16 protein-coding genes and 1 pseudogene are annotated in these 19,209 nt (G+C 59.7%); 10 read left to right on the top strand and 7 right to left on the bottom strand.

Going from position 1 to position 19,209, the window contains the following annotated elements:
* Positions 1–158 precede the first annotated feature (158 nt).
* Complete coding sequence (locus tag CER19_RS04020; RefSeq protein ID WP_116665489.1) at positions 159–785, top strand: response regulator transcription factor; 627 nt, start codon at positions 159–161, stop codon at positions 783–785.
* A gap of 8 nt (positions 786–793) precedes the next feature.
* Complete coding sequence (locus tag CER19_RS04015; RefSeq protein WP_116665488.1) at positions 794–4,429, top strand: transporter substrate-binding domain-containing protein; 3,636 nt, start codon at positions 794–796, stop codon at positions 4,427–4,429.
* A gap of 70 nt (positions 4,430–4,499) precedes the next feature.
* Here the strand turns inward: CER19_RS04015 and CER19_RS04010 are convergent, their stop codons facing one another.
* Positions 4,500–4,982: a GAF domain-containing protein gene (locus tag CER19_RS04010; protein ID WP_014717684.1), complete on the bottom strand. Its 483-nt coding sequence runs from the start codon at positions 4,980–4,982 to the stop codon at positions 4,500–4,502.
* A complete protein-coding gene (locus CER19_RS04005; protein WP_116665487.1) occupies positions 4,979–5,869 on the bottom strand; it encodes an ATP-binding protein in 891 nt (296 codons plus the stop codon). Before CER19_RS04005 ends, CER19_RS04010 begins: the two co-directional genes overlap by 4 nt.
* A gap of 164 nt (positions 5,870–6,033) precedes the next feature.
* Here CER19_RS04005 and CER19_RS04000 point away from each other — a divergent pair.
* From CER19_RS04000 to CER19_RS29345, 3 genes and pseudogenes are all read left to right on the top strand, one after another.
* Positions 6,034–7,542: pseudogene (locus CER19_RS04000) on the top strand (ATP-binding protein); the annotation flags it as partial.
* A complete protein-coding gene (locus CER19_RS29350; RefSeq protein WP_371921536.1) occupies positions 7,473–7,697 on the top strand; it encodes a DUF2486 family protein in 225 nt (74 codons plus the stop codon). The pseudogene CER19_RS04000 and the gene CER19_RS29350, both read left to right, overlap by 70 nt.
* The gene (locus CER19_RS29345) at positions 7,597–8,343 is read left to right on the top strand and encodes a response regulator (protein ID WP_371921535.1); all 747 of its coding nucleotides are present in this window, start codon (positions 7,597–7,599) and stop codon (positions 8,341–8,343) included. Before CER19_RS29350 ends, CER19_RS29345 begins: the two co-directional genes overlap by 101 nt.
* Positions 8,344–8,364: 21 nt before the next feature.
* Here CER19_RS29345 and CER19_RS03995 read toward each other — a convergent pair whose 3' ends face one another.
* Together CER19_RS03995 and msrB are read right to left on the bottom strand one after the other, a co-directional pair.
* Entirely contained in the window at positions 8,365–8,850 is a 486-nt protein-coding gene (locus CER19_RS03995) for a glutathione peroxidase (protein WP_014717681.1), read from the bottom strand.
* Between the two features lie 150 nt (positions 8,851–9,000).
* Complete coding sequence (gene msrB, locus CER19_RS03990; RefSeq protein ID WP_116665485.1) at positions 9,001–9,393, bottom strand: peptide-methionine (R)-S-oxide reductase MsrB; 393 nt, start codon at positions 9,391–9,393, stop codon at positions 9,001–9,003.
* Between the two features lie 202 nt (positions 9,394–9,595).
* On the opposite strand from msrB, the gene CER19_RS03985 reads away from it, so the two are divergent.
* Complete coding sequence (locus CER19_RS03985) at positions 9,596–10,807, top strand: pyridoxal phosphate-dependent aminotransferase (protein WP_003209058.1); 1,212 nt, start codon at positions 9,596–9,598, stop codon at positions 10,805–10,807.
* Between the two features lie 304 nt (positions 10,808–11,111).
* Entirely contained in the window at positions 11,112–11,999 is an 888-nt protein-coding gene (htpX, locus tag CER19_RS03980; protein ID WP_116665484.1) for a protease HtpX, read from the top strand.
* A 197-nt stretch (positions 12,000–12,196) separates the two neighbouring features.
* Here the strand turns inward: htpX and CER19_RS03975 are convergent, their stop codons facing one another.
* Positions 12,197–12,853, bottom strand: coding sequence for a thiopurine S-methyltransferase (locus tag CER19_RS03975; RefSeq protein ID WP_116665483.1), 657 nt, complete (start codon positions 12,851–12,853; stop codon positions 12,197–12,199).
* 103 nt (positions 12,854–12,956) lie between these two features.
* Here CER19_RS03975 and CER19_RS03970 point away from each other — a divergent pair, with 103 nt between their 5' ends.
* On the top strand, positions 12,957–13,724 hold the full coding sequence (locus tag CER19_RS03970) for a class III extradiol ring-cleavage dioxygenase (RefSeq protein ID WP_116665482.1): 768 nt from the start codon (positions 12,957–12,959) through the stop codon (positions 13,722–13,724).
* 186 nt (positions 13,725–13,910) lie between these two features.
* Here CER19_RS03970 and CER19_RS03965 read toward each other — a convergent pair whose 3' ends face one another.
* Complete coding sequence (locus tag CER19_RS03965; RefSeq protein WP_014717677.1) at positions 13,911–15,584, bottom strand: DEAD/DEAH box helicase; 1,674 nt, start codon at positions 15,582–15,584, stop codon at positions 13,911–13,913.
* 423 nt (positions 15,585–16,007) lie between these two features.
* Here CER19_RS03965 and CER19_RS03960 point away from each other — a divergent pair, with 423 nt between their 5' ends.
* On the top strand, positions 16,008–16,799 hold the full coding sequence (locus CER19_RS03960) for a crotonase/enoyl-CoA hydratase family protein (protein WP_116665481.1): 792 nt from the start codon (positions 16,008–16,010) through the stop codon (positions 16,797–16,799).
* 133 nt (positions 16,800–16,932) lie between these two features.
* Here CER19_RS03960 and CER19_RS03955 read toward each other — a convergent pair whose 3' ends face one another.
* On the bottom strand, positions 16,933–17,688 hold the full coding sequence (locus CER19_RS03955) for a spermidine synthase (protein WP_116665480.1): 756 nt from the start codon (positions 17,686–17,688) through the stop codon (positions 16,933–16,935).
* 124 nt (positions 17,689–17,812) lie between these two features.
* On the opposite strand from CER19_RS03955, the gene CER19_RS03950 reads away from it, so the two are divergent.
* A complete protein-coding gene (locus tag CER19_RS03950) occupies positions 17,813–19,159 on the top strand; it encodes a class II 3-deoxy-7-phosphoheptulonate synthase (protein ID WP_116665479.1) in 1,347 nt (448 codons plus the stop codon).
* Positions 19,160–19,209: the final 50 nt, after the last annotated feature.

The following is a 19,209-nucleotide window of genomic DNA, read 5'->3' as shown; positions in this document are numbered from 1 at the left end:
CACATGCCTTGTCACGATTACCTAACAACTTGTAGGTCTATACCTTTTTAAATGTAGGAACTTTCCTGTTCTGCATCTACTCCTTGCGAGCTTCATACTGCGCACTCACCTTCTGAGCTAATGTGCCCGCTTTATCTGCACCTGCATGGAATGTGACTATGAACTCAGTTTTTATTATCGACGACCATCCCGTTATCCGGCTTGCCATTCGAATGTTGCTGGAACATGAAGGTTACAAAGTCGTCGGCGAAACAGATAACGGGTGCGATGCCATACAGATGGTGCGTGAATGCCTCCCAGATCTGGTGATTCTCGACATCAGCATCCCGAAACTTGACGGCCTTGAGGTGCTCTGCCGGTTCAACGCCATGAACACCTCGATGAAAACCCTGGTCCTCACGGCTCAATGCCCGACGTTGTTTGCCACGCGGTGCATGCGCTCGGGGGCAGAGGGGTATGTGTGCAAGGAGGGTGACCTGAGCGAGTTGCTGAGCGCCATCCGCGCGGTGCTGTCCGGCTACAACTACTTCCCCAGCCAGGCCTTGAATGGCCCCGGAACGGAAGGCATGGATGCTCAAGAGCTGGAACTGTTCAAGACCGTCAACGACCGGGAGCTAATGGTCCTGCAACTGTTTGCACAAGGCCGCACTAACAAGGAAATCGCCAAAGGTATGTTCTTGAGTAACAAGACCGTCAGTACTTATAAGAAAAGATTAATGCAAAAACTCCAAGCCAAATCCTTGGTCGACCTCATCGAGATGGCAAAACGAAACGCGCTAGTGTGAGAAAGCGGATGCCCAGGCGTATAAAGGACTATCTGATTATATTAAGTGCCGGTTTGTACTTCAGCACAACTGTGCTGGCGGAGCACCAAACCAGCCCGGAACGCTTCACCCTCTTGAGTCGTGCGGGAGCTGTACAACTGGACACTCATTTTGACAAGGCCCAGCGCCAGTGGCTGCATAACAAACGTGAACTAACGCTGGGTACATCCAGCCCTGACTACCCACCCTTTGACCTCACTTCCAGCGGCCATGATTATGAAGGCCTTACCGCCGATTACGCGGGATTGCTGGCCAAGGCACTCTCCCTGCCCATCACTGTGATGCGCTACCCGTCCCGGGCGGCTGCCATTCGCGCCCTGGAAGCCGGGGAAATTGACTTGCTGGGCTCCTCCAATGGCTTTGAGGCTGCGACGCCGAATCTGATCCTCTCCGAACCCTATGCGGTAGACCAGCCAGTCCTGGTCACACGCGAGGGAGAAACCCGCAGCCTCAGTGAAGGCCTCGACGGGCTGCGCCTGAGCCTTGTCTATCACTACCTGCCGCTCAATGAGGTGGAAAAGCTGTACCCCAAGGCGATCATCCGCGCCTACCCCTCTTATCAGAATGCCTTGAATGCGGTGGCCTTCGACCAGGCGGATGTGTTTCTCGGTGACACCATTTCCACCCATTACATGATCAACAAGGGCTACCTCAAAAACATTCGCATGGCCAACTTCGGCAAGCATGAAGCTTATGGTTTCAGCTTTGCCACGCGTCAGGACAACCGGATGCTCTTGAGCATTGTCGATTCAGCGCTGGCTTCGGTGCCCATCAATGAACGAGAGAGCATCGCCAAGCGTTGGAGCGCCGGCAGCGATATCCTGCTGACCGACAAGAAACTGCAACTGACCCAGCGCGAAGAGCGTTGGCTCAAAGACCACCCGGTGGTGACGGTCATCGTCAACGAAACCTTCGCGCCACTGACATTCTTCGATGCGGACGGCAACTTTCGCGGGATCACCGCCGACCTGCTGGAATTGATCCGCCTACGCACCGGCCTGCGTTTTTCGGTACAGCGTGGGCGCGATGTCAACGCGATGATCGACCAGGTCGCGACCCAGAAAGTCGATATGATCGGGGCCATCGTTCCCAGCAACGAACGAGACTCACAACTTAATTTCAGCCGCCCTTACCTCGAAAACTCCTATGTGCTGTTGACGCGCAAAGAGCCGGGAGCGCCGTCGAACATGGAGCAAATGGCCGGAAAACGCCTGGCGATAACCCAGGGTAACCCCTTGGCCGCAACCTTGAGCAAGGACTTTCCTGAGATTCACCTGGTGGAAACCAATGATACATTCAGAGCATCCGAGCTGCTCGCACAGGGACAAGTGGATGGGGCCGTGAACACCCTGGTGATCGCCAACTACTTCCTGTCTTCTCAGGTTTTCCAGGACCGCCTGCAAATCAGCGCCAGCATTGGCACCACCCCCGCAACGTTCACTCTGGCCACCTCGCGCCAAGCCACGGAATTGAGCTCGATCCTCGACAAGGCCCTGCTCAGCATTGCCCCGGATGAAATGGGCGTGATCAACAGCCGCTGGCGTGGCTACACTGCCGCGTCCGACAGTTACTGGCGAAACTACCATCAGTTGATCGCGCGCATCATCATCGGCACCGGCCTGTTGCTGTTGATTTCCTTGGCCTGGAACGCCTACATGCGGCGCCAGATCAAGCATCGAAAAATGGCCGAACGCGCCCTCAACGATCAGTTCGAGTTCATGCGCGCGCTGGTCAATGAGACGCCGCATCCGATCTACGTGCGCGACCGCAATGGCCTGCTGCAGACCTGCAACGACAGCTACCTGCAGGTGTTCGACGTCAAGCGCGAAGACGTGATCGGCAAAGGCGTGACCCAGATGAGCATGGCCCTGGAGTCGGAGGCAGCCCAGTACCATGCTGATTATCTGCGCGTGGTGGCCGAGGGCAACCCGCTGATCCTCGATCGCAGCCTGCATATCCACGACAGGAAACTGACCATCTACCACTGGATCCTGCCCTACCGCGACTCCACGGGTGAAGTCCAGGGCATCATCGGTGGCTGGATCGATATCAGTGACCGACGCCAGCTATTCGATGAACTACGCGCCGCCAAGGAGCGTGCCGACGAGGCCAACCGCGCCAAGAGCACGTTCCTGGCCACCATGAGCCACGAGATTCGCACCCCGATGAACGCCGTGATCGGCATGCTCGAACTGACGCTCAAGCGCGCCGACCAAGGGCACCTTGACCGTCCGGCAATCGAAGTGGCGTACAACTCGGCCAGAGACCTGCTGGAGCTGATCGGTGACATCCTCGACATCGCGCGTATCGAGTCGGGCCGCCTCAGCCTGGCGCCGGAGCGCGTGAACCTGCGGGAGGTCATTGAATCTGTGGTGCGCGTGTTCGATGGTCTCGCACGGCAAAAAACCCTCAGCCTGCTGCTGGAGTTCAAGCCCGACCTGAACGATATCGAGGTGCTGATAGACCCGCTGCGCTTCAAGCAGGTGCTCTCGAACCTTGTGAGCAACGCGATCAAGTTCACCGAACAGGGACAGGTCAAGATCAAGGTTGAACTGCAGCCTACCCAGGCACCGGAGCAGATCGAGCTGAAACTGGTGGTGGAAGACACCGGCATCGGCATCAGCCGGGAGGACCAACTGCGCCTGTTCGAACCCTTTGCGCAAGCAGACAATTCCGGGCAACTGGCCCGCAGTGGTGCGGGCCTGGGGCTGGTGATCTGCCGCAGCCTGTGCGCGATGATGGGCGGCCAACTGAGCCTGAGCAGCGTGCCCATGGTGGGCACCCAGGTGCACGTCAACCTGAGCATGCCCCGCTTGCAAGCGGTCCGGCCGGTAGGTGACCACACGCCGCAAAAGCCGGCTACCGCGCTGGTGCTTAACGTACTGGTGGTCGACGATCACCCGGCGAACCGCCTGCTGATGTGCCAGCAGCTGGGCTACCTGGGCCATAAATTCACCGCTGCCGAGCACGGTGCGGCGGGGTTCCAGGCCTGGCGTAAAGAGCATTTCGACCTGGTGATTGCCGACTGCAACATGCCCATCATGAATGGCTATGAACTGAGTCGCTCAATCCGTGAGTATGAGCAGCGCGAACAATTGGTGCCCTGCGTGGTACTGGGCTTTACCGCCAACGCCCAGCCAGAGGAAAAGCAACGGTGCGTGCAAGCCGGCATGGATGACTGCCTGTTCAAGCCCATCAGCCTTACCGTGTTGGAGCGCCAACTGACACACATCGTCCCTAAACCCGTGCACCCACGGCTGGACCTCGAATGCCTGGAAGCGCTGACCGGCGGTGATCCCCACTTGAGTCGACGCTTGCTGGAGGAACTGCTGAGCAGCAGCCTTCACGACCGCCAGCTGCTTATCGAACTGCTGGATCGACACGCGCAGCCCTCAGACATCATTGAGCAAGCTCACAAGATCAAAGGCGCGGCCCGTATCGTGCAAGCCCACTCATTGGCGGCGCAATGCGAAGCCTTGGAGCAAACCTGCTCTCGCAATGAGGAATGGGCCGTGATCGAAAGTGGCATCAAGGCCCTGGAACAACTCATGCAGGAATTGGAAAAGATGTTGCAAGTTCAGCTGGATGAGCTGCCAGGCCAATAAGCGCAACGGCCGGTAGCCCAAGGAACGAGCAAACGCGCTCCTTGCGCTACCGGCATAAGCACCCGCCGCTTCAGCAGTCGGTCAATCGCAGGAAAATCGCCGCCAACCGCTCGATCCCCACTTGGTCCTGGGGGGTAAACCGGGCCAGCGAGGGGCTGTCGAGGTCCAGGACGCCAATCAATTGACCGTCCTTGACCAAGGGCACCACCAATTCACTGTTCGAAGCGCTGTCACAGGCAATATGGCCTGGGAACGCGTGCACATCCTCCACGCGCTGGGTTTGCCGCGTTGCCGCAGCCGCACCACACACGCCACGACCGAATGGAATGCGCACACAGGCGATCTGCCCCTGAAATGGCCCAAGCACCAGCTCTTCATTGCGATTGAGGTAAAAACCCGCCCAGTTCAAGTCATCCAGCTGGTTGAACAGGAACGCGGAAAACTGCGCACTGTTGGCAATAAAATCGCGCTCATCAGCCAACAGCGACTCCAGTTGCGCGCACAGCATGGCATAGCCATCAAGGCCGCTGCCGGCCTGTTGTAGATCGATCATGGTTGACGTTCCAGCAATTTGAGACCCACCCAGTAACGGGCGAATTGATAGGCACACCGGCCATTGCGGTTGCCGCGCCCAGTGGCCCAGCGTACCGCGAGGACATCAAGCTGTTCATCGCGCTGCCACTGCAAGCCGGCCTTGCTGGCCAACTCGCCGATCCAGTGCTCCACCACATCCAGGAAATGCTCCTGGCTAAACGGGTAGAAAGACAGCCACAAACCAAAACGATCCGACAAGGCAATCTTGTCTTCAACCGCCTCGCTGGGGTGCAACTCGCCATCCACGCGTTTCCAGTTGTCATTGTCGCTCTGGTTTTCCGGCACCAGGTGGCGGCGGTTGGACGTGGCATACAGCAGCACGTTTTCCGGCGCCTGTTCCAGGGAGCCATCGAGCACGCTTTTGAGCACGCGATAGTCGCCTTCACCGGCTTCGAACGACAGATCATCACAAAACAAAATAAAGCGTTGTGGTAGCTTGATCAGTTGCTCGACCACCCGCGGCAGGTCCGCCAGGTGGTCACGCTCGATCTCGATCAAGCGCAGGCCCGCCTTGGCGTGCTGGGCAAGCAAGGCACGCACCATGGAAGACTTGCCGGTGCCACGCGAACCCCACAACAGCGCATGGTTGGCGGGCAAACCGTCGAGGAACTGTTGGGTGTTGCGCGCCAGTTGCTCACGTTGCTTGTCGACACCGATCAGGTCCGACAGGCGCATGTCCAGACTCACCTCCAGCGGCAATAGAAAACCACTGCGGCCTTCGCGCTGCCAACGGGCGGCGAGGCATTGGTTCCAGTCGATCGCTTGGCGCGGTGCGGGTAACAGCGGTTCCAGGCGAGCCAGCACCGCATCGGCACGCTCAAGAAAGGCATTCAATCGAGAATCCACAGCTATTCCTCTGGCAAGTTCTTGCAAAAGATGGCGTATTGGCAACCCTGCGGCACACTGCATGGGCTGCATCAAACAAACGATTCATGCCGGGCAAGCCAAAGCTTGTAGATGTTCAGCTATGCTTGCCGGGCGAAGGGAAACGCTAAGTGGTTCAACACTCGATGGATATCAAGTTCGCCCACCGCTTGTCTTATAAACAAGCCAGATTGACTGTGCTGGTCGGTTTCGTGTTGGGAACCTTGCTCAGCCTGATCCAAATCGGTATTGATTATGCCAGTGAAGACGCATCCATCAACCGTGAAATACGCTCACTGATTGAAATCAGCCATAACCCGGCGTCACGCATCGCCTACAACATCGATGCCGAACTCGCCCAGGAACTGACCCTGGGCCTGCTGCACTCCCCTGCCATCATCCGCGCGCAGTTGATCGACAACAACGGCGTGGTGCTGGCCGACGTCAATCGCCCGCGCAAAGAAAGCAACTATCGGCCCGTCAGCGATTTTCTGTTTGGGGCCAATCGCCAGTTCGAAGACCGGCTGTTTCTCAGCCATATGCCCAACGACTCCCTGGGTGTGCTACGCCTGGACGTCGATACCTATGCCTTTGGCAGCCGTTTCCTGCATCGCGCCGAGATCACGCTGCTCAACGGCTTCGCCCGCAGCCTGCTGCTCACCGGGATTCTGCTGGGCCTGTTCTACGTGATGCTCACCCAACCGCTGGTGCGCATTATTCGAGAACTGAGCACACGCAAACAGGCGCGGCTGGACTGCCCTGCGGGGCATGAGCACGATGAAATCGGCGTGCTGGTCAACGTCGCCAACCAGCAATTTGAAAACATGGAAACCGAGATCCAGCAACGGCGCCACGCCGAAGACCGCCTCACGGAGTACCTGGGGCAACTGGAAAATATCGTTTCGGCGCGCACCCTTGAACTCAAGGCCAGCAACCAACGCTTGAGCCAGTCCAACGATGAGCTGGAGGCGGCGAAAATGACGGCGTTGGGCATGGCCCAGGCGCGGGCGGCATTCCTGGCCAATATGAGCCATGAAATCCGCACGCCACTCAATGGGCTGCTGGGCATGATTGCCCTGTCACTGGACAGCCCGCTGACCGCCGAACAGCGCCAGCAACTGTCCATTGCCCATGACTCAGGTAAAGTGCTGGTGGAGTTGCTCAACGATATCCTCGACCTGTCCAAATTCGACGCAGGGCAACTGGAGCTGGAGCATATCCCGTTCGACCTGGGCTCCCTGGTGGAGGACACCGCCAACCTGCTGTCGCAAAACGCTGCGCCGAGTGTGGAGCTGACCTGCCTGATCGACCCGCAATTTCCCGCCCAGGTGATCGGCGACCCAACCCGTGTGCGGCAAATCGTCAGCAACTTGCTCTCCAATGCCTTGAAGTTCACCCGCTTTGGCCGCGTCGACGTGCGCCTGCGCGCCTCGGCAGGCCGGGTCAGCATCGAAGTGTGCGACACCGGCATTGGCATCGCCCAGGAAGCCCAGGTGAAAATTTTCCAACCGTTCCCCCAGGCCGGCGCTGGCATCACCCGCCAGTTTGGTGGAACGGGATTGGGCCTGGCGTTGACCCATAACCTGTGCGAAGCGATGCAAGGTCGCTTGAGTATCAGCTCGGAGGTGGGCTTTGGCAGCCAGTTCTGCGCCGACCTCCCACTGCCTGCGCATTTGCCTGCCACACGCTATGCGCCGCTCACCGGCGAGGTGGTCGCCATCACCAACGCCGGCGGCGGGCTGACGGAGCTGCTCACCACCCTGCTGCCCTCTTGGGGGCTGACGCCGCGCTGCTATTCCCAGGACGATGATCTGAGCGGGCTGGCGCCGGACCTGTTGATCACCGACTGCCCTGAATGCCTGTTCCGCTTGCGCCCGGGCATCAGCGCGCCGATTCTGCTGGTCACCGCCTACGGCAACTTTTTGCCCAGCGCTGAAGTCGCGGCCCTGGCGCCGCTGCAGCAACAAGCCCGCCCGTTGAGCCGCAACGCGCTGTACCAGATCCTGCAACGCAACCTGCGCAGCGACGCGCAACTGGTCCTCGATCCGGTGCAGATAGAAGCCGCACCGCTTGCGCACCGCGCGCGCATCCTGCTGGTGGAGGACAACGCGGTCAACCAACTGGTGGCCAAGGGCATGCTCAGCAAGCTCGGGTGCGAGGTGATCGTCGCGGCCCACGGTGGCGAAGCCCTCAAGCTGCTGGAGGATCAGCGCTTCGATATGGTGCTGATGGACTGCAACATGCCCGTGATGGATGGCTATGAGGCCAGCCGACAAATTCGCCGCAGCGGGCGGTGGCCGGACTTGCCCATCGTGGCCTTGACCGCCAACGCGATGGCCGAAGAACGCGAGCGTTGCCGGGCCGCGGGAATGAACGATTACCTGGCCAAGCCGTTTCGCCGGGAAGAACTCAACGCCTTGCTGGAACTGTGGGTACCGAAGACCACCAGCCTCTGAGGGGTACCCGCAATGCTTAAGTCATTTGAGCAGGGCTTCGATCTCCTGGGTCAAGTCCTGGGGCTTGGTGGTTGGCGCAAAGCGCTTGACCTGCTGGCCATCACGGCCGATGAGGAACTTGGTGAAGTTCCACTTGATGTTCTTGGAACCCAGTAGCCCCGGGGCCTGTTTTTTCAACTGCACGAACAACGGGTGGGCATCACTGCCATTGACGTCGATTTTCTTGAACAGCGGAAAACTGACGCCGAAGTTCAGCTCGCAGAACTCGGATATCGCGCCTTCGTTGCCCGGTTCCTGCTTGCCGAACTGGTTGCAGGGAAAGCCGAGCACCACCAGGCCCTGGTCCTTGTATTGCTGCCAAAGCTGCTCGAGGCCCTTGTACTGCGGGGTGAAGCCGCATTTGCTGGCGGTGTTGACCACCAAAATGGCCTTGCCGGCAAAATCGGCCAAGGTCTTTTGTTCACCCTTGATGGTGGTGCAAGGGATGCTCAGCAGGGAGTCGCTCATGGCAATGCCTCAAGTCAGGGAAAGAAGAACCTTATTTGTAGGAGCGAGCTTGCTCGCGAAAAACTATCAGGCGCCGCGTTCATTCAGGAAACCCGCGTTATCGTTGACGTTTTTCGCGAGCAAGCTCGCTCCTACAGGAACTATGCAAGCCTAGCGCGGCACCAGCTCCAGGCATACCGAGTTGATGCAGTAGCGCAGGCCCGTCGGCGCAGGGCCGTCCGGGAACACATGCCCCAGGTGTGCGTCACACTTGGCGCAGGTGACTTCGGTACGAATCATGCCGTGGCTGACATCGCGGATCTCGACCATCGCGCTGTCGGCAATCGGCTCATAGAAGCTGGGCCAGCCGCAGCCGGAATCAAACTTGGCCCTGGAATCGAACAGCGGCTCGTTGCAGCAGATGCAGAGGTACACGCCGTCGGTCGTGGTGGCGTTGTACTTGCCGCTGAACGGTCGCTCGGTACCCTTGAGACGGCACACGTTGTACTGCTCCGGATCGAGCATCGCCTTCCATTCATCTACAGTTTTCTGCAACTTGTCCATCGGTACACCTCGGCAACTGAAAAACCCTGATCTGTGTCTTTTCCATGGATCAGGCGGCACGTATGATTGCGCCTCTTCAAAACGCCAGTCTGGCACCCGCGCCATCGGCATTCAAACGTATTTATGGGTGCGGGCTGTGCAGGCTTCACCCTACGGTAGTGCCTACGCCGTCGGGATCGTTCATTTTCAGGATCACATCGCCATGCAGGTCAGCAAATCGAACAAGCTCGCCAACGTCTGCTATGACATTCGCGGCCCGGTGCTCAAGCACGCCAAACGCCTGGAAGAGGAAGGCCATCGCATCCTCAAGCTGAACATTGGCAACCCGGCACCGTTTGGTTTCGAAGCGCCGGATGAAATCCTCCAGGATGTGATCCGCAACCTGCCGACCGCCCAGGGCTACAGCGATTCCAAAGGCCTGTTCAGCGCGCGCAAGGCGGTGATGCAGTACTACCAGCAGAAGCAGGTCGAAGGTGTCGGCATCGAGGACATCTACCTGGGCAACGGTGTGTCCGAGCTGATCGTGATGTCCATGCAGGCATTGCTCAACAACGGCGATGAAGTCCTGGTGCCAGCACCGGATTACCCGCTGTGGACCGCCGCCGTGACCCTGGCGGGCGGCCACCCGGTGCATTACCTGTGTGATGAGGGCGCCGACTGGTTCCCGGACCTGGCCGACATCAAGGCCAAGATCACTCCCAATACCAAGGCCCTGGTGATCATCAACCCGAACAACCCCACCGGCGCCGTGTACTCCAGGGAAGTGTTGCTGGGCATGCTGGAACTGGCGCGCCAGCACAACCTGGTGGTGTTCTCCGACGAGATCTACGACAAGATCCTCTACGATGACGCCGTGCATATCTGCACCGCCTCCCTGGCTCCGGACCTGCTGTGCCTGACCTTCAATGGCCTGTCCAAGTCCTACCGCGTGGCGGGCTTCCGCTCCGGCTGGATCGCCATCTCCGGGCCCAAGCACAATGCGCAAAGCTACATTGAAGGCATCGACATGCTGGCCAACATGCGCCTGTGCGCCAACGTACCGAGCCAGCACGCGATCCAGACAGCCCTGGGCGGGTACCAGAGCATCAATGACCTGGTCTTGCCTCAAGGCCGCCTGCTGGAGCAGCGTAACCGCACCTGGGAGTTGCTCAACGCTATCCCGGGTGTGAGCTGTGTGAAGCCCATGGGTGCGCTCTATGCGTTCCCGCGGATCGACCCGAAAGTCTGCCCGATCCTCAACGATGAGAAGTTCGTGCTCGACCTGCTGCTGTCGGAAAAGCTGCTGGTCGTGCAAGGTACCGCCTTCAACTGGCCGTGGCCGGATCACTTTCGCGTAGTGACCTTGCCACGCGTGGATGACCTGGAAATGGCCATTGGTCGCATCGGCAACTTCCTGAAGTCCTATCGCCAGTAAGGCCATTGACGCTGTACGACTCACTTGGGGTCGTACAGCGATTATCTGGCAACACTTCTGCGTCACTTACTTGCGGTTGTACTTCATTTAGCCTCTGCCGATGACGTACCCCCTATAATCACGGGGCGGCGAGGTAGCATCGGGTTGATCAAGGCTGACAATACAGGTCGGAAAATCCCTTCAAGGCCCTACGCCCGAGGCGTAGGACACAGTTTGAAATAGTCCCCCGGTTGAATCACCCCATGCCGCACCTTATATACCCCGCAGTGAGCGACATATTAAGCATGAGGAGAATTCTACAACCATGATGCGCATCCTGCTGTTCTTGGCCACTAACCTGGCGGTCGTACTGATTGCCAGCGTCACCCTGAGCCTTTTTGGCTTCAACGGGTTCATGGCGGCCAATGGGGTTGATCTGAACCTCAATCAGCTGCTTATTTTCTGTGCGGTCTTTGGTTTTGCCGGTTCGCTGTTCTCGCTGTTCATCTCCAAGTGGATGGCGAAGATGAGCACCAGCACCCAGATCATCACTCAACCCCGCACTCGCCATGAACAATGGCTGATGCAAACCGTGGAGCAGTTGTCTCAAGAAGCCGGCATCAAAATGCCCGAAGTGGGGATCTTTCCGGCTTACGAGGCTAACGCCTTTGCGACCGGCTGGAACAAGAACGACGCGCTGGTGGCCGTGAGCCAGGGCCTGCTGGAGCGGTTTTCGCCCGACGAAGTCAAGGCGGTGCTGGCCCACGAGATCGGTCACGTGGCCAACGGCGACATGGTCACCCTGGCGCTGGTACAGGGCGTGGTGAACACCTTCGTGATGTTCTTCGCGCGGATCATCGGCAACTTCGTCGACAAGGTCATCTTCAAGAACGAAGAAGGCCGCGGCATTGCCTACTTCGTGGCGACCATTTTCGCCGAGTTGGTCCTGGGCTTCCTGGCCAGCGCCATCGTGATGTGGTTCTCGCGCAAACGCGAGTTCCGCGCCGACGAAGCTGGCGCACGCCTGGCGGGCACCAGCGCCATGATCGGCGCACTGCAACGCTTGCGCTCCGAACAGGGCCTGCCGGTACATATGCCCGACAGCCTGACCGCGTTCGGCATCAACGGCGGCATCAAGCGGGGCCTGGCTCGCCTGTTCATGAGCCACCCGCCGCTGGAAGAGCGGATTGACGCATTGCGTCGCCGCGGCTGATAGCCGGATGACTCGACAAGGGGCGATCTGATCGCCCCTTTTTTGTGCCCGCTGATTTCACCGCTCTCTGTAGGAGCGAGCTTGCTCGCGAAAAACTCGCAGGCGCCGCGTTCATTCAGCAAGCACGCGTTATCGTTGACGTCTTTCGCGAGCAAGAACTAGGCGTCCCCCTCGCTCCTACAAAAGAAAAAGCCCTTTTAGCGCCTGGCCAGCCGATAAGCACGCTCTTCAAGGCGAGTAACACCGTCCTGCACGAACTTCCAGCTCTCCCCCAGGATGTCCCGCTCCTCCAGCCGCTCCAACGCCCAATGCGGTCCCAGCAGCACCTGCACTTCCTCGTCCGAAACAGCAAAGGGTGGGCCGGCCTTCTGCGCCTGGTCGTAATCGAGAGTAATCAGCAACCCCTGGCAGCCTGACGGCAGCAAGGCATTCAGGTGCTCGGCGTATTGCGCACGCATCAGCGGCGGCAATGCGATCAACGCGGCGCGATCATATACGCCGCGGCAACCGACCAGCGCCTGCGCATCCAGGCTGAAGAAATCGCCACACCACAGTTCGATCAGGCCCGCCTGGTAGACCTTGAAGGCGCCCTTATGACTGACGTGCGGCACAAGCCCCTGCTCGCTGAAGAACGCCTCAACCGCCTGCTCCGACAGCTCCACGCCCATTACCGGGTACCCCTGGCTCTCGAGCCATACCAAGTCCAGGCTTTTGCCACACAACGGCACCAGCACCTTTGCCCTCTCGGGCAACCCCAGCAAGGGCCAGTGCCGTAGCAAGTAGGGATTGACCTCGCGCTGATGGAAACCGATCTGATTGCTCGCCCAGCGGTCCTGCCAAAATTCAGGCTGCATGAATCACTCCGAAAATTCGATCAAAAGACGCTAAAACTTATATTAGATTTAGATCAATGATCTGATTGAAGATGGCTCCATCTTAACTCTCAGGACCCTGCTCATGCTCCCCAGCCTGTTTATCTCCCACGGCTCGCCCATGCTGGCCTTGCAACCCGGCGCCAGTGGCCCCGCGCTACAGCGCCTGGCTGCCGAGCTGCCACGGCCCAAAGCCATTGTGGTGGTATCGGCGCACTGGGAAAGCCCGGAACTGCTAGTCAGCGGCAGTGCTGCACCCGAAACCTGGCACGACTTCGGCGGCTTCCCTCGCGAGCTGTTTGCGGTGCAATACCCAGCGCCGGGTGACCCACAACTGGCCAGTAAGATCGTCGAGCTGCTGCACGCCGACGGTCTGGCTGCCAGCATTGATGAACATCGGCCCTTCGACCATGGCACTTGGGTCCCGCTGTCGCTGATGTACCCAGCAGCGGACATCCCGGTGGTGCAAGTCTCGCTGCCCAGCCGCCTGGGCCCCGCCCTGCAAACCCGCGTGGGGCATGCGCTCGCCAGCCTGCGCGAACAGGGTGTGCTGCTGATTGGCTCCGGCAGCATCACCCATAACCTGGGCGAACTGGACTGGCGCGCAGGGCCGGAAACGATCACCCCGTGGGCGCGGGCGTTTCGCAACTGGGTGGTCGACAGACTGGCGGCCAATGACGACGCCGCCTTGCATGACTATCGCCGCCAGGCGCCCCATGCCGTGCGCAGCCATCCCAGCGATGAGCATTTGCTGCCGCTGTACTTTGCGCGGGGTGCCGGGGGTGACTTCAGTGTGGCGCACCAGGGCTTCACTCTGGGCGCCCTTGGCATGGATATCTATCGTTTTGGCTGACACCGTTACCCCTGTGGGAGCTGGCTTGCCTGCGATAGCAGTCACAGACTGGCTTGCTGACTTACCGCTATCGCAGGGCAAGCCAGCTCCCACAGTTGATCGCATCGGAGACTAAAACATCAGGCAAAAAAAATCCCCGAACCAGTCGGGGATTTTTTATGTGCGATCAATCAGCCCAAGGGCGGATCAATCTTCGCGGTAGCGACGCAGCTTGAGCTGCTTACCGGCAACGCGAGTGTCTTTGAGCTTGGCCAGCAGTTTTTCCAGGCCGTCTTCCGGCAGCTCCACCAGGGAGAAGCTGTCACGCACCTGGATGCGACCGATGGCTTCACGTGCCAGGCCACCCTCGTTGAGGATAGCGCCCAGCAGGTTCTTGGCAGCGATACCATCACGCGCACCCAGCGCGGTACGGCAACGAGCACGGCCTTCAGCCAATGGCACTGGAGCGCGACGCTCGCGGTCACCACGGTCTGGACGGTCACCGGAACGCTCTGGACGATCACCGCGTGGCGCGCTGTTCGGAACCAGTGGACGTTCTTTTTCGATGGCTGCCAGGGTCAGGGCCTGACCATTGGTAGCTTTGCGCAGCAGAGCTGCAGCCAGGGCACGCGGGGTGCAACCGATATCGGCGGTCAGGCGGTCCAGCAGGTCGCCGTGGGTCGATTCAGCGTCAGCCACCAGTGGCGCCAGGCTGTTGGTCAGTTTCTTGATGCGTGCATCGAGAACGGCCTGGGCATCCGGCAGGCGGACTTCGGCAACTTTCTGGCCGGTAACACGCTCGATCACTTGCAGCATGCGGCGCTCACGCGGAGTCACCAGCAGCAATGCACGACCTTCGCGACCGGCACGGCCGGTACGGCCGATACGGTGAACGTAGGACTCTGGATCGTAAGGCATGTCAACGTTGAACACGTGGGTGATACGTGGAACGTCGAGACCACGGGCGGCAACGTCGGTCGCCACAACGATGTCCAGACGGCCATCCTTGAGGGAGTCGATCACGCGCTCACGCTGGTTCTGGGCAATGTCACCGTTCAGCGCAGCGGCTTTGTAGCCTTTGGCTTCCAGGGCGCTGGCCAGGTCCAGGGTCGCTTGCTTGGTGCGCACGAACATGATCAGGGCGTCGAAGTCTTCGACTTCCAGCAGGCTCAATACAGCCGAGGTCTTCTGGTCAGCGTGAACCAACAGGTGAGCCTGTTCGATCGCGGTAACGGTCTGGGTCTTGGTCTGGATCTTCACGTGCTCCGGATCGCGCAGGTGGCGTTCGGCAATGGCACGGATGGACTGCGGCAGGGTAGCCGAAAACAACACGGTCTGACGGGTCGCGGGCAGTGCCTTGAAGATGACTTCCAGGTCATCCATGAAGCCCAGCTTCAACATTTCGTCAGCTTCGTCCAGAACCAGGTGGTTCACGGTCGACAGGACTTTTTCGTCACGACGCAGGTGGTCGCACAGACGGCCCGGAGTGGCGACAACGATCTGTGCGCCATTACGGATTGCCTTGAGTTGTGGGCCCATAGGCGCGCCGCCGTAAACGGCCACAACAGTTACACCCGGCATTTGCTTGGCGTAGGTTTCAAAGGCGGTTGCTACTTGCAGCGCCAACTCACGGGTTGGCGCCAGGATCAGGGCTTGCGGCTCGCGCTTGGCAGGATCGATGCAGTGCAGAATAGGCAGGGCGAACGCGGCGGTTTTACCGGTACCGGTTTGCGCCTGGCCAATCATGTCCTTACCGGCCATGATGATCGGGATCGATTGCTGCTGAATCGCCGAAGGTTCTTCGTAGCCGGTCGCTGCGACGGCTGCAAGAATATTCGGGTTAAGATTAAAAGCGGCGAAGCCGCCGGTTTCCTGGGTCATGGGTCTGCCTCTAAGTGCATCCGCAAAGACCCATGCTCCAAAGCTGCGCATGCCGTGTTGAGACTCAAGAGTCGCCCTGGCTGCTTTGTCGGCGGGGATTTGCGAAAACGAATGAATGAAAAAGATTCGTCAAGGAAGAGTCCGCTGTGCGGACGTGCAGCCGAAGCTGACTTCGGGGAATTGCGCTACCTAAACGCGGCCCGGTTAAAGGCCGGCGCGCACTATACCGGAAATAGCTGAAAAAGGGAGCTTTTTTTATCGCCAGGCACCGATAAACCGCGCTGCGTCACGCGCTTTGCAGATCCGTGCGCCAGGGTCTATTTTTCAAAGGCCCGGCCCTGTTGGTCATCGAGCTTAAACGGTTCACCCACCCATTGAGACCCTTTGGTCTGAAACCCTACCCGCGCCCCGAGGGCACACCCCATGAATCAAGCCAGCAGTAGCCGTGTCAGCCGCGCACTTGAGGGTCATGTTCTATTGCTGGGCCTGGACCGTGTGGCCAAGCGCAACGCCTTCGACCTGGATTTGCTCAATGCGCTGAGCCTGGCCTATGGCGAATTTGATCGAAACGATGACGCACGGGTGGCCGTGGTGTTTGCCCATGGCGACCACTTCACGGCCGGGCTGGACCTGGCCAATGTCAGCAGCGTGATGGCGGGTGGCTGGCAACCGCCGCTGGGAGGGTGCGACCCGTGGGGGGTGTTTGCCGGCCCACGCGTGAGCAAGCCGGTGATCGTCGCGGCGCAGGGGTACTGCCTGACCATTGGTATCGAGTTGATGCTGGCGGCGGATATCAACCTCTGCGCCAGCAATACCCGCTTTGCCCAGATGGAGGTGCAACGCGGGATCTTTCCGTTTGGCGGCGCGACATTGCGCTTTCATCAGATTGCCGGCTGGGGCAATGCAATGCGCTGGCTACTCACCGGCGACGAATTCGATGCCCATGAAGCTCTGCGCCTGGGATTGGTGCAGGAAGTAATGGCCAGTGAAGACCTATTGCCCCGCGCCCTTGAATTGGCCAACCGCATTGCGCGCCAGGCGCCGCTGGGTGTGCAGGCCACGTTGATGTCGGCGCGGCTGGCGCGTATGGAGGGTGAGGCCGTCGCAGCCGCCGCGCTGCCGCCTATGGTGGATAAACTGCTCAACAGTGAGGATGCCAAGGAGGGTGTTCGGGCGATGATCGAGAAGCGGCCGGGGGTGTTCAAGGGGATTTGAACGAACTGAATTAGCGGTCGGCAGTGAGGGCCTCTTCGCGGGCAAGCCCGCTCCCACAGTTGAATTGCATTCTCTGTTGAAATGCAATCCCCTGTGGGAGCGGGCTTGCCCGCGAAAGCGTCCGAACTGGCAACTAAGTTGCCGGCCGAATCGCCTTGATCAACGGCTGCAACGAGTACCCCAATCGCGGCGCCAAGGCTTCGGCGCGGGCGGACAGGGCATCCAGGTCCAGTACCTGATCCAGCTCCGAAGGCACCAATAGAATCACATTGCCCTCCTTCACCGGCAGCTCCCAGTAATGCCGGTGGTACAACCCACGCAGCAACGCCGCCCCCAACGGCTTGCCATCATCGGTGGCCCACTGGTTGATCACCAGCCAGCCGCCGGGGTTGAGTTTCTTCTGACAGTTTTCCAGGAAGGTCCAGGCCAGATGCCCCACGCCCGGGCCGACATCGGTGTAGAGGTCGACGAAAATCAGATCGGCCGATTCGGCACTGTCGAGCAATTGCAACGCGTCACCAATGCGGATGTACAAGCGCGGGTCGTCATCCAGCCCAAGATATTCGATGGCCAGGCGCGGCACATCAGGGCGCAGCTCAATGGCTTCGACATCTTCCAGCGCCAGGAACTTGAGGCACGCCTGGGTCAACGTGCCCGCGCCCAGACCCAGGAACAACGCACTTTCCGCCTGCTCATGGCACAACGCGCCGATCAGCATCGCGCGGGTGTAGTCGTACTCCAGCCAGCTCGGATCAGCGGTGAACACACAGCTTTGCTCGATGGCGTCGCCAAATTCGAGAAAACGGTAATCGGCCACTTCAAGCACACGGATCATGCCGAATTCATCATGGACTTCGGCCAGCAGGCGCTCGACACGCTCCTCGCTCATCACTACTCCTAAAAGGGTCTACCGCACGACAAAGGCGCGATTGTCGGCCAAGCGGCAGCCACAGGTCACGCACTAATTGCTGCTAACATTGACGCCCCAACATCCACCCACAAACGAGTTCATGATGAGCCAACCCTGGAGCCCCGATAGCTGGCGAGCCCTGCCGATCCAGCAGCAACCCCAATACCCGGACGCTGCACACTTGCTGCAAGTGGAGCAAAGCCTGGCGAGCTACCCGCCTCTGGTGTTTGCCGGGGAAGCCCGCGAATTGCGCCGTCAGTTTGCCGAAGTGACCCAGGGTCGGGCATTCTTGCTGCAAGGCGGGGATTGCGCCGAAAGCTTTGCCGAGTTTTCCGCCGCGAAGATTCGCGACACCTTCAAGGTGCTGCTGCAGATGGCTATTGTCATGACCTTCGCCGCCGGTTGCCCGGTGGTGAAAGTCGGGCGCATGGCCGGCCAGTTCGCCAAGCCACGTTCGGCCAACGATGAAACCATCGACGGCATCACCCTGCCCGCCTATCGTGGCGATATCGTCAACGGCATCGGCTTCGATGAAAAAAGCCGCGTGCCAGACCCGGACCGCCTGTTGCAGTCCTACCACCAGTCCACCGCCACCCTCAACCTGCTGCGCGCCTTTGCCCAGGGCGGTTTTGCCGACCTGCACCAAGTGCACAAGTGGAACCTGGATTTCATCGCCAACTCCGCCCTCGCTGAAAAGTACAGCCAACTGGCCGACCGCATCGACGAAACCCTGGCTTTCATGCGCGCTTGTGGCATGGACAGCTCTCCACAATTGCGCGAAACCAGCTTCTTCACCGCCCACGAAGCGTTGCTGCTCAACTATGAACAAGCCTTCGTGCGCCGCGACAGCCTGACCAACGACTACTACGACTGCTCGGCGCATATGTTGTGGATCGGCGACCGCACCCGTCAGTTGGACGGCGCCCATGTCGAGTTCCTGCGCGGGGTGAACAACCCGATCGGCGTGAAAGTCGGACCGAGCATGAACCCGGACGACCTGATCCGCCTGATCGACATCCTCAACCCGGATAACGACCCCGGCCGCCTCAACCTCATCGCCCGCATGGGTGCAGGCAAGGTCGGCGACCATTTGCCCAACCTGATCGGCGCCGTGCAGCGCGAGGGCAAGCAAGTGCTGTGGAGCTGCGACCCGATGCACGGCAATACCATCAAGGCCAGCAGCGGCTACAAGACCCGCGACTTTGCGCAGATCCTTGGCGAAGTGAAGGATTTCTTCCAGGTGCACCAGGCAGAAGGCAGCTATGCCGGCGGGATCCATATCGAGATGACCGGGCAGAACGTCACCGAATGCATCGGCGGCGCACGGCCGATCACCGAAGACGGCCTGTCAGACCGCTACCACACCCATTGCGACCCCCGGATGAATGCTGATCAGTCGCTGGAGCTGGCGTTCCTGATTGCCGAGACCTTGAAACAGGTCAAACGCTGACGCTTTATCGACTGGGATGACGCCATCGCGGGCAAGCCCGGCTCCCACAT

The sequence above is a fragment of the Pseudomonas sp. GL93 genome (assembly GCF_003408955.1).
GTDB classification, from domain to species: Bacteria; Pseudomonadota; Gammaproteobacteria; order Pseudomonadales; family Pseudomonadaceae; genus Aquipseudomonas; species Aquipseudomonas paracarnis.
This window is presented reverse-complemented; position numbering and strand designations above follow the sequence as displayed.

Bases quoted from the DNA above. Each gene is read 5' to 3' on its own strand.
- CER19_RS04020 (WP_116665489.1), top strand. From the start codon at position 159: ATGAACTCAGTTTTTATTATCGACGACCATCCCGTTATCCGGCTTGCC.
- CER19_RS04015 (WP_116665488.1), top strand. From the start codon at position 794: ATGCCCAGGCGTATAAAGGACTATCTGATTATATTAAGTGCCGGTTTG.
- CER19_RS04010 (WP_014717684.1), bottom strand. From the start codon at position 4,982: ATGATCGATCTACAACAGGCCGGCAGCGGCCTTGATGGCTATGCCATG.
- CER19_RS03995 (WP_014717681.1), bottom strand. From the start codon at position 8,850: ATGAGCGACTCCCTGCTGAGCATCCCTTGCACCACCATCAAGGGTGAA.
- msrB (WP_116665485.1), bottom strand. From the start codon at position 9,393: ATGGACAAGTTGCAGAAAACTGTAGATGAATGGAAGGCGATGCTCGAT.
- CER19_RS03985 (WP_003209058.1), top strand. From the start codon at position 9,596: ATGCAGGTCAGCAAATCGAACAAGCTCGCCAACGTCTGCTATGACATT.
- htpX (WP_116665484.1), top strand. From the start codon at position 11,112: ATGATGCGCATCCTGCTGTTCTTGGCCACTAACCTGGCGGTCGTACTG.
- CER19_RS03975 (WP_116665483.1), bottom strand. From the start codon at position 12,853: ATGCAGCCTGAATTTTGGCAGGACCGCTGGGCGAGCAATCAGATCGGT.
- CER19_RS03970 (WP_116665482.1), top strand. From the start codon at position 12,957: ATGCTCCCCAGCCTGTTTATCTCCCACGGCTCGCCCATGCTGGCCTTG.
- CER19_RS03965 (WP_014717677.1), bottom strand. From the start codon at position 15,584: ATGACCCAGGAAACCGGCGGCTTCGCCGCTTTTAATCTTAACCCGAAT.
- CER19_RS03960 (WP_116665481.1), top strand. From the start codon at position 16,008: ATGAATCAAGCCAGCAGTAGCCGTGTCAGCCGCGCACTTGAGGGTCAT.
- CER19_RS03955 (WP_116665480.1), bottom strand. From the start codon at position 17,688: ATGAGCGAGGAGCGTGTCGAGCGCCTGCTGGCCGAAGTCCATGATGAA.
- CER19_RS03950 (WP_116665479.1), top strand. From the start codon at position 17,813: ATGAGCCAACCCTGGAGCCCCGATAGCTGGCGAGCCCTGCCGATCCAG.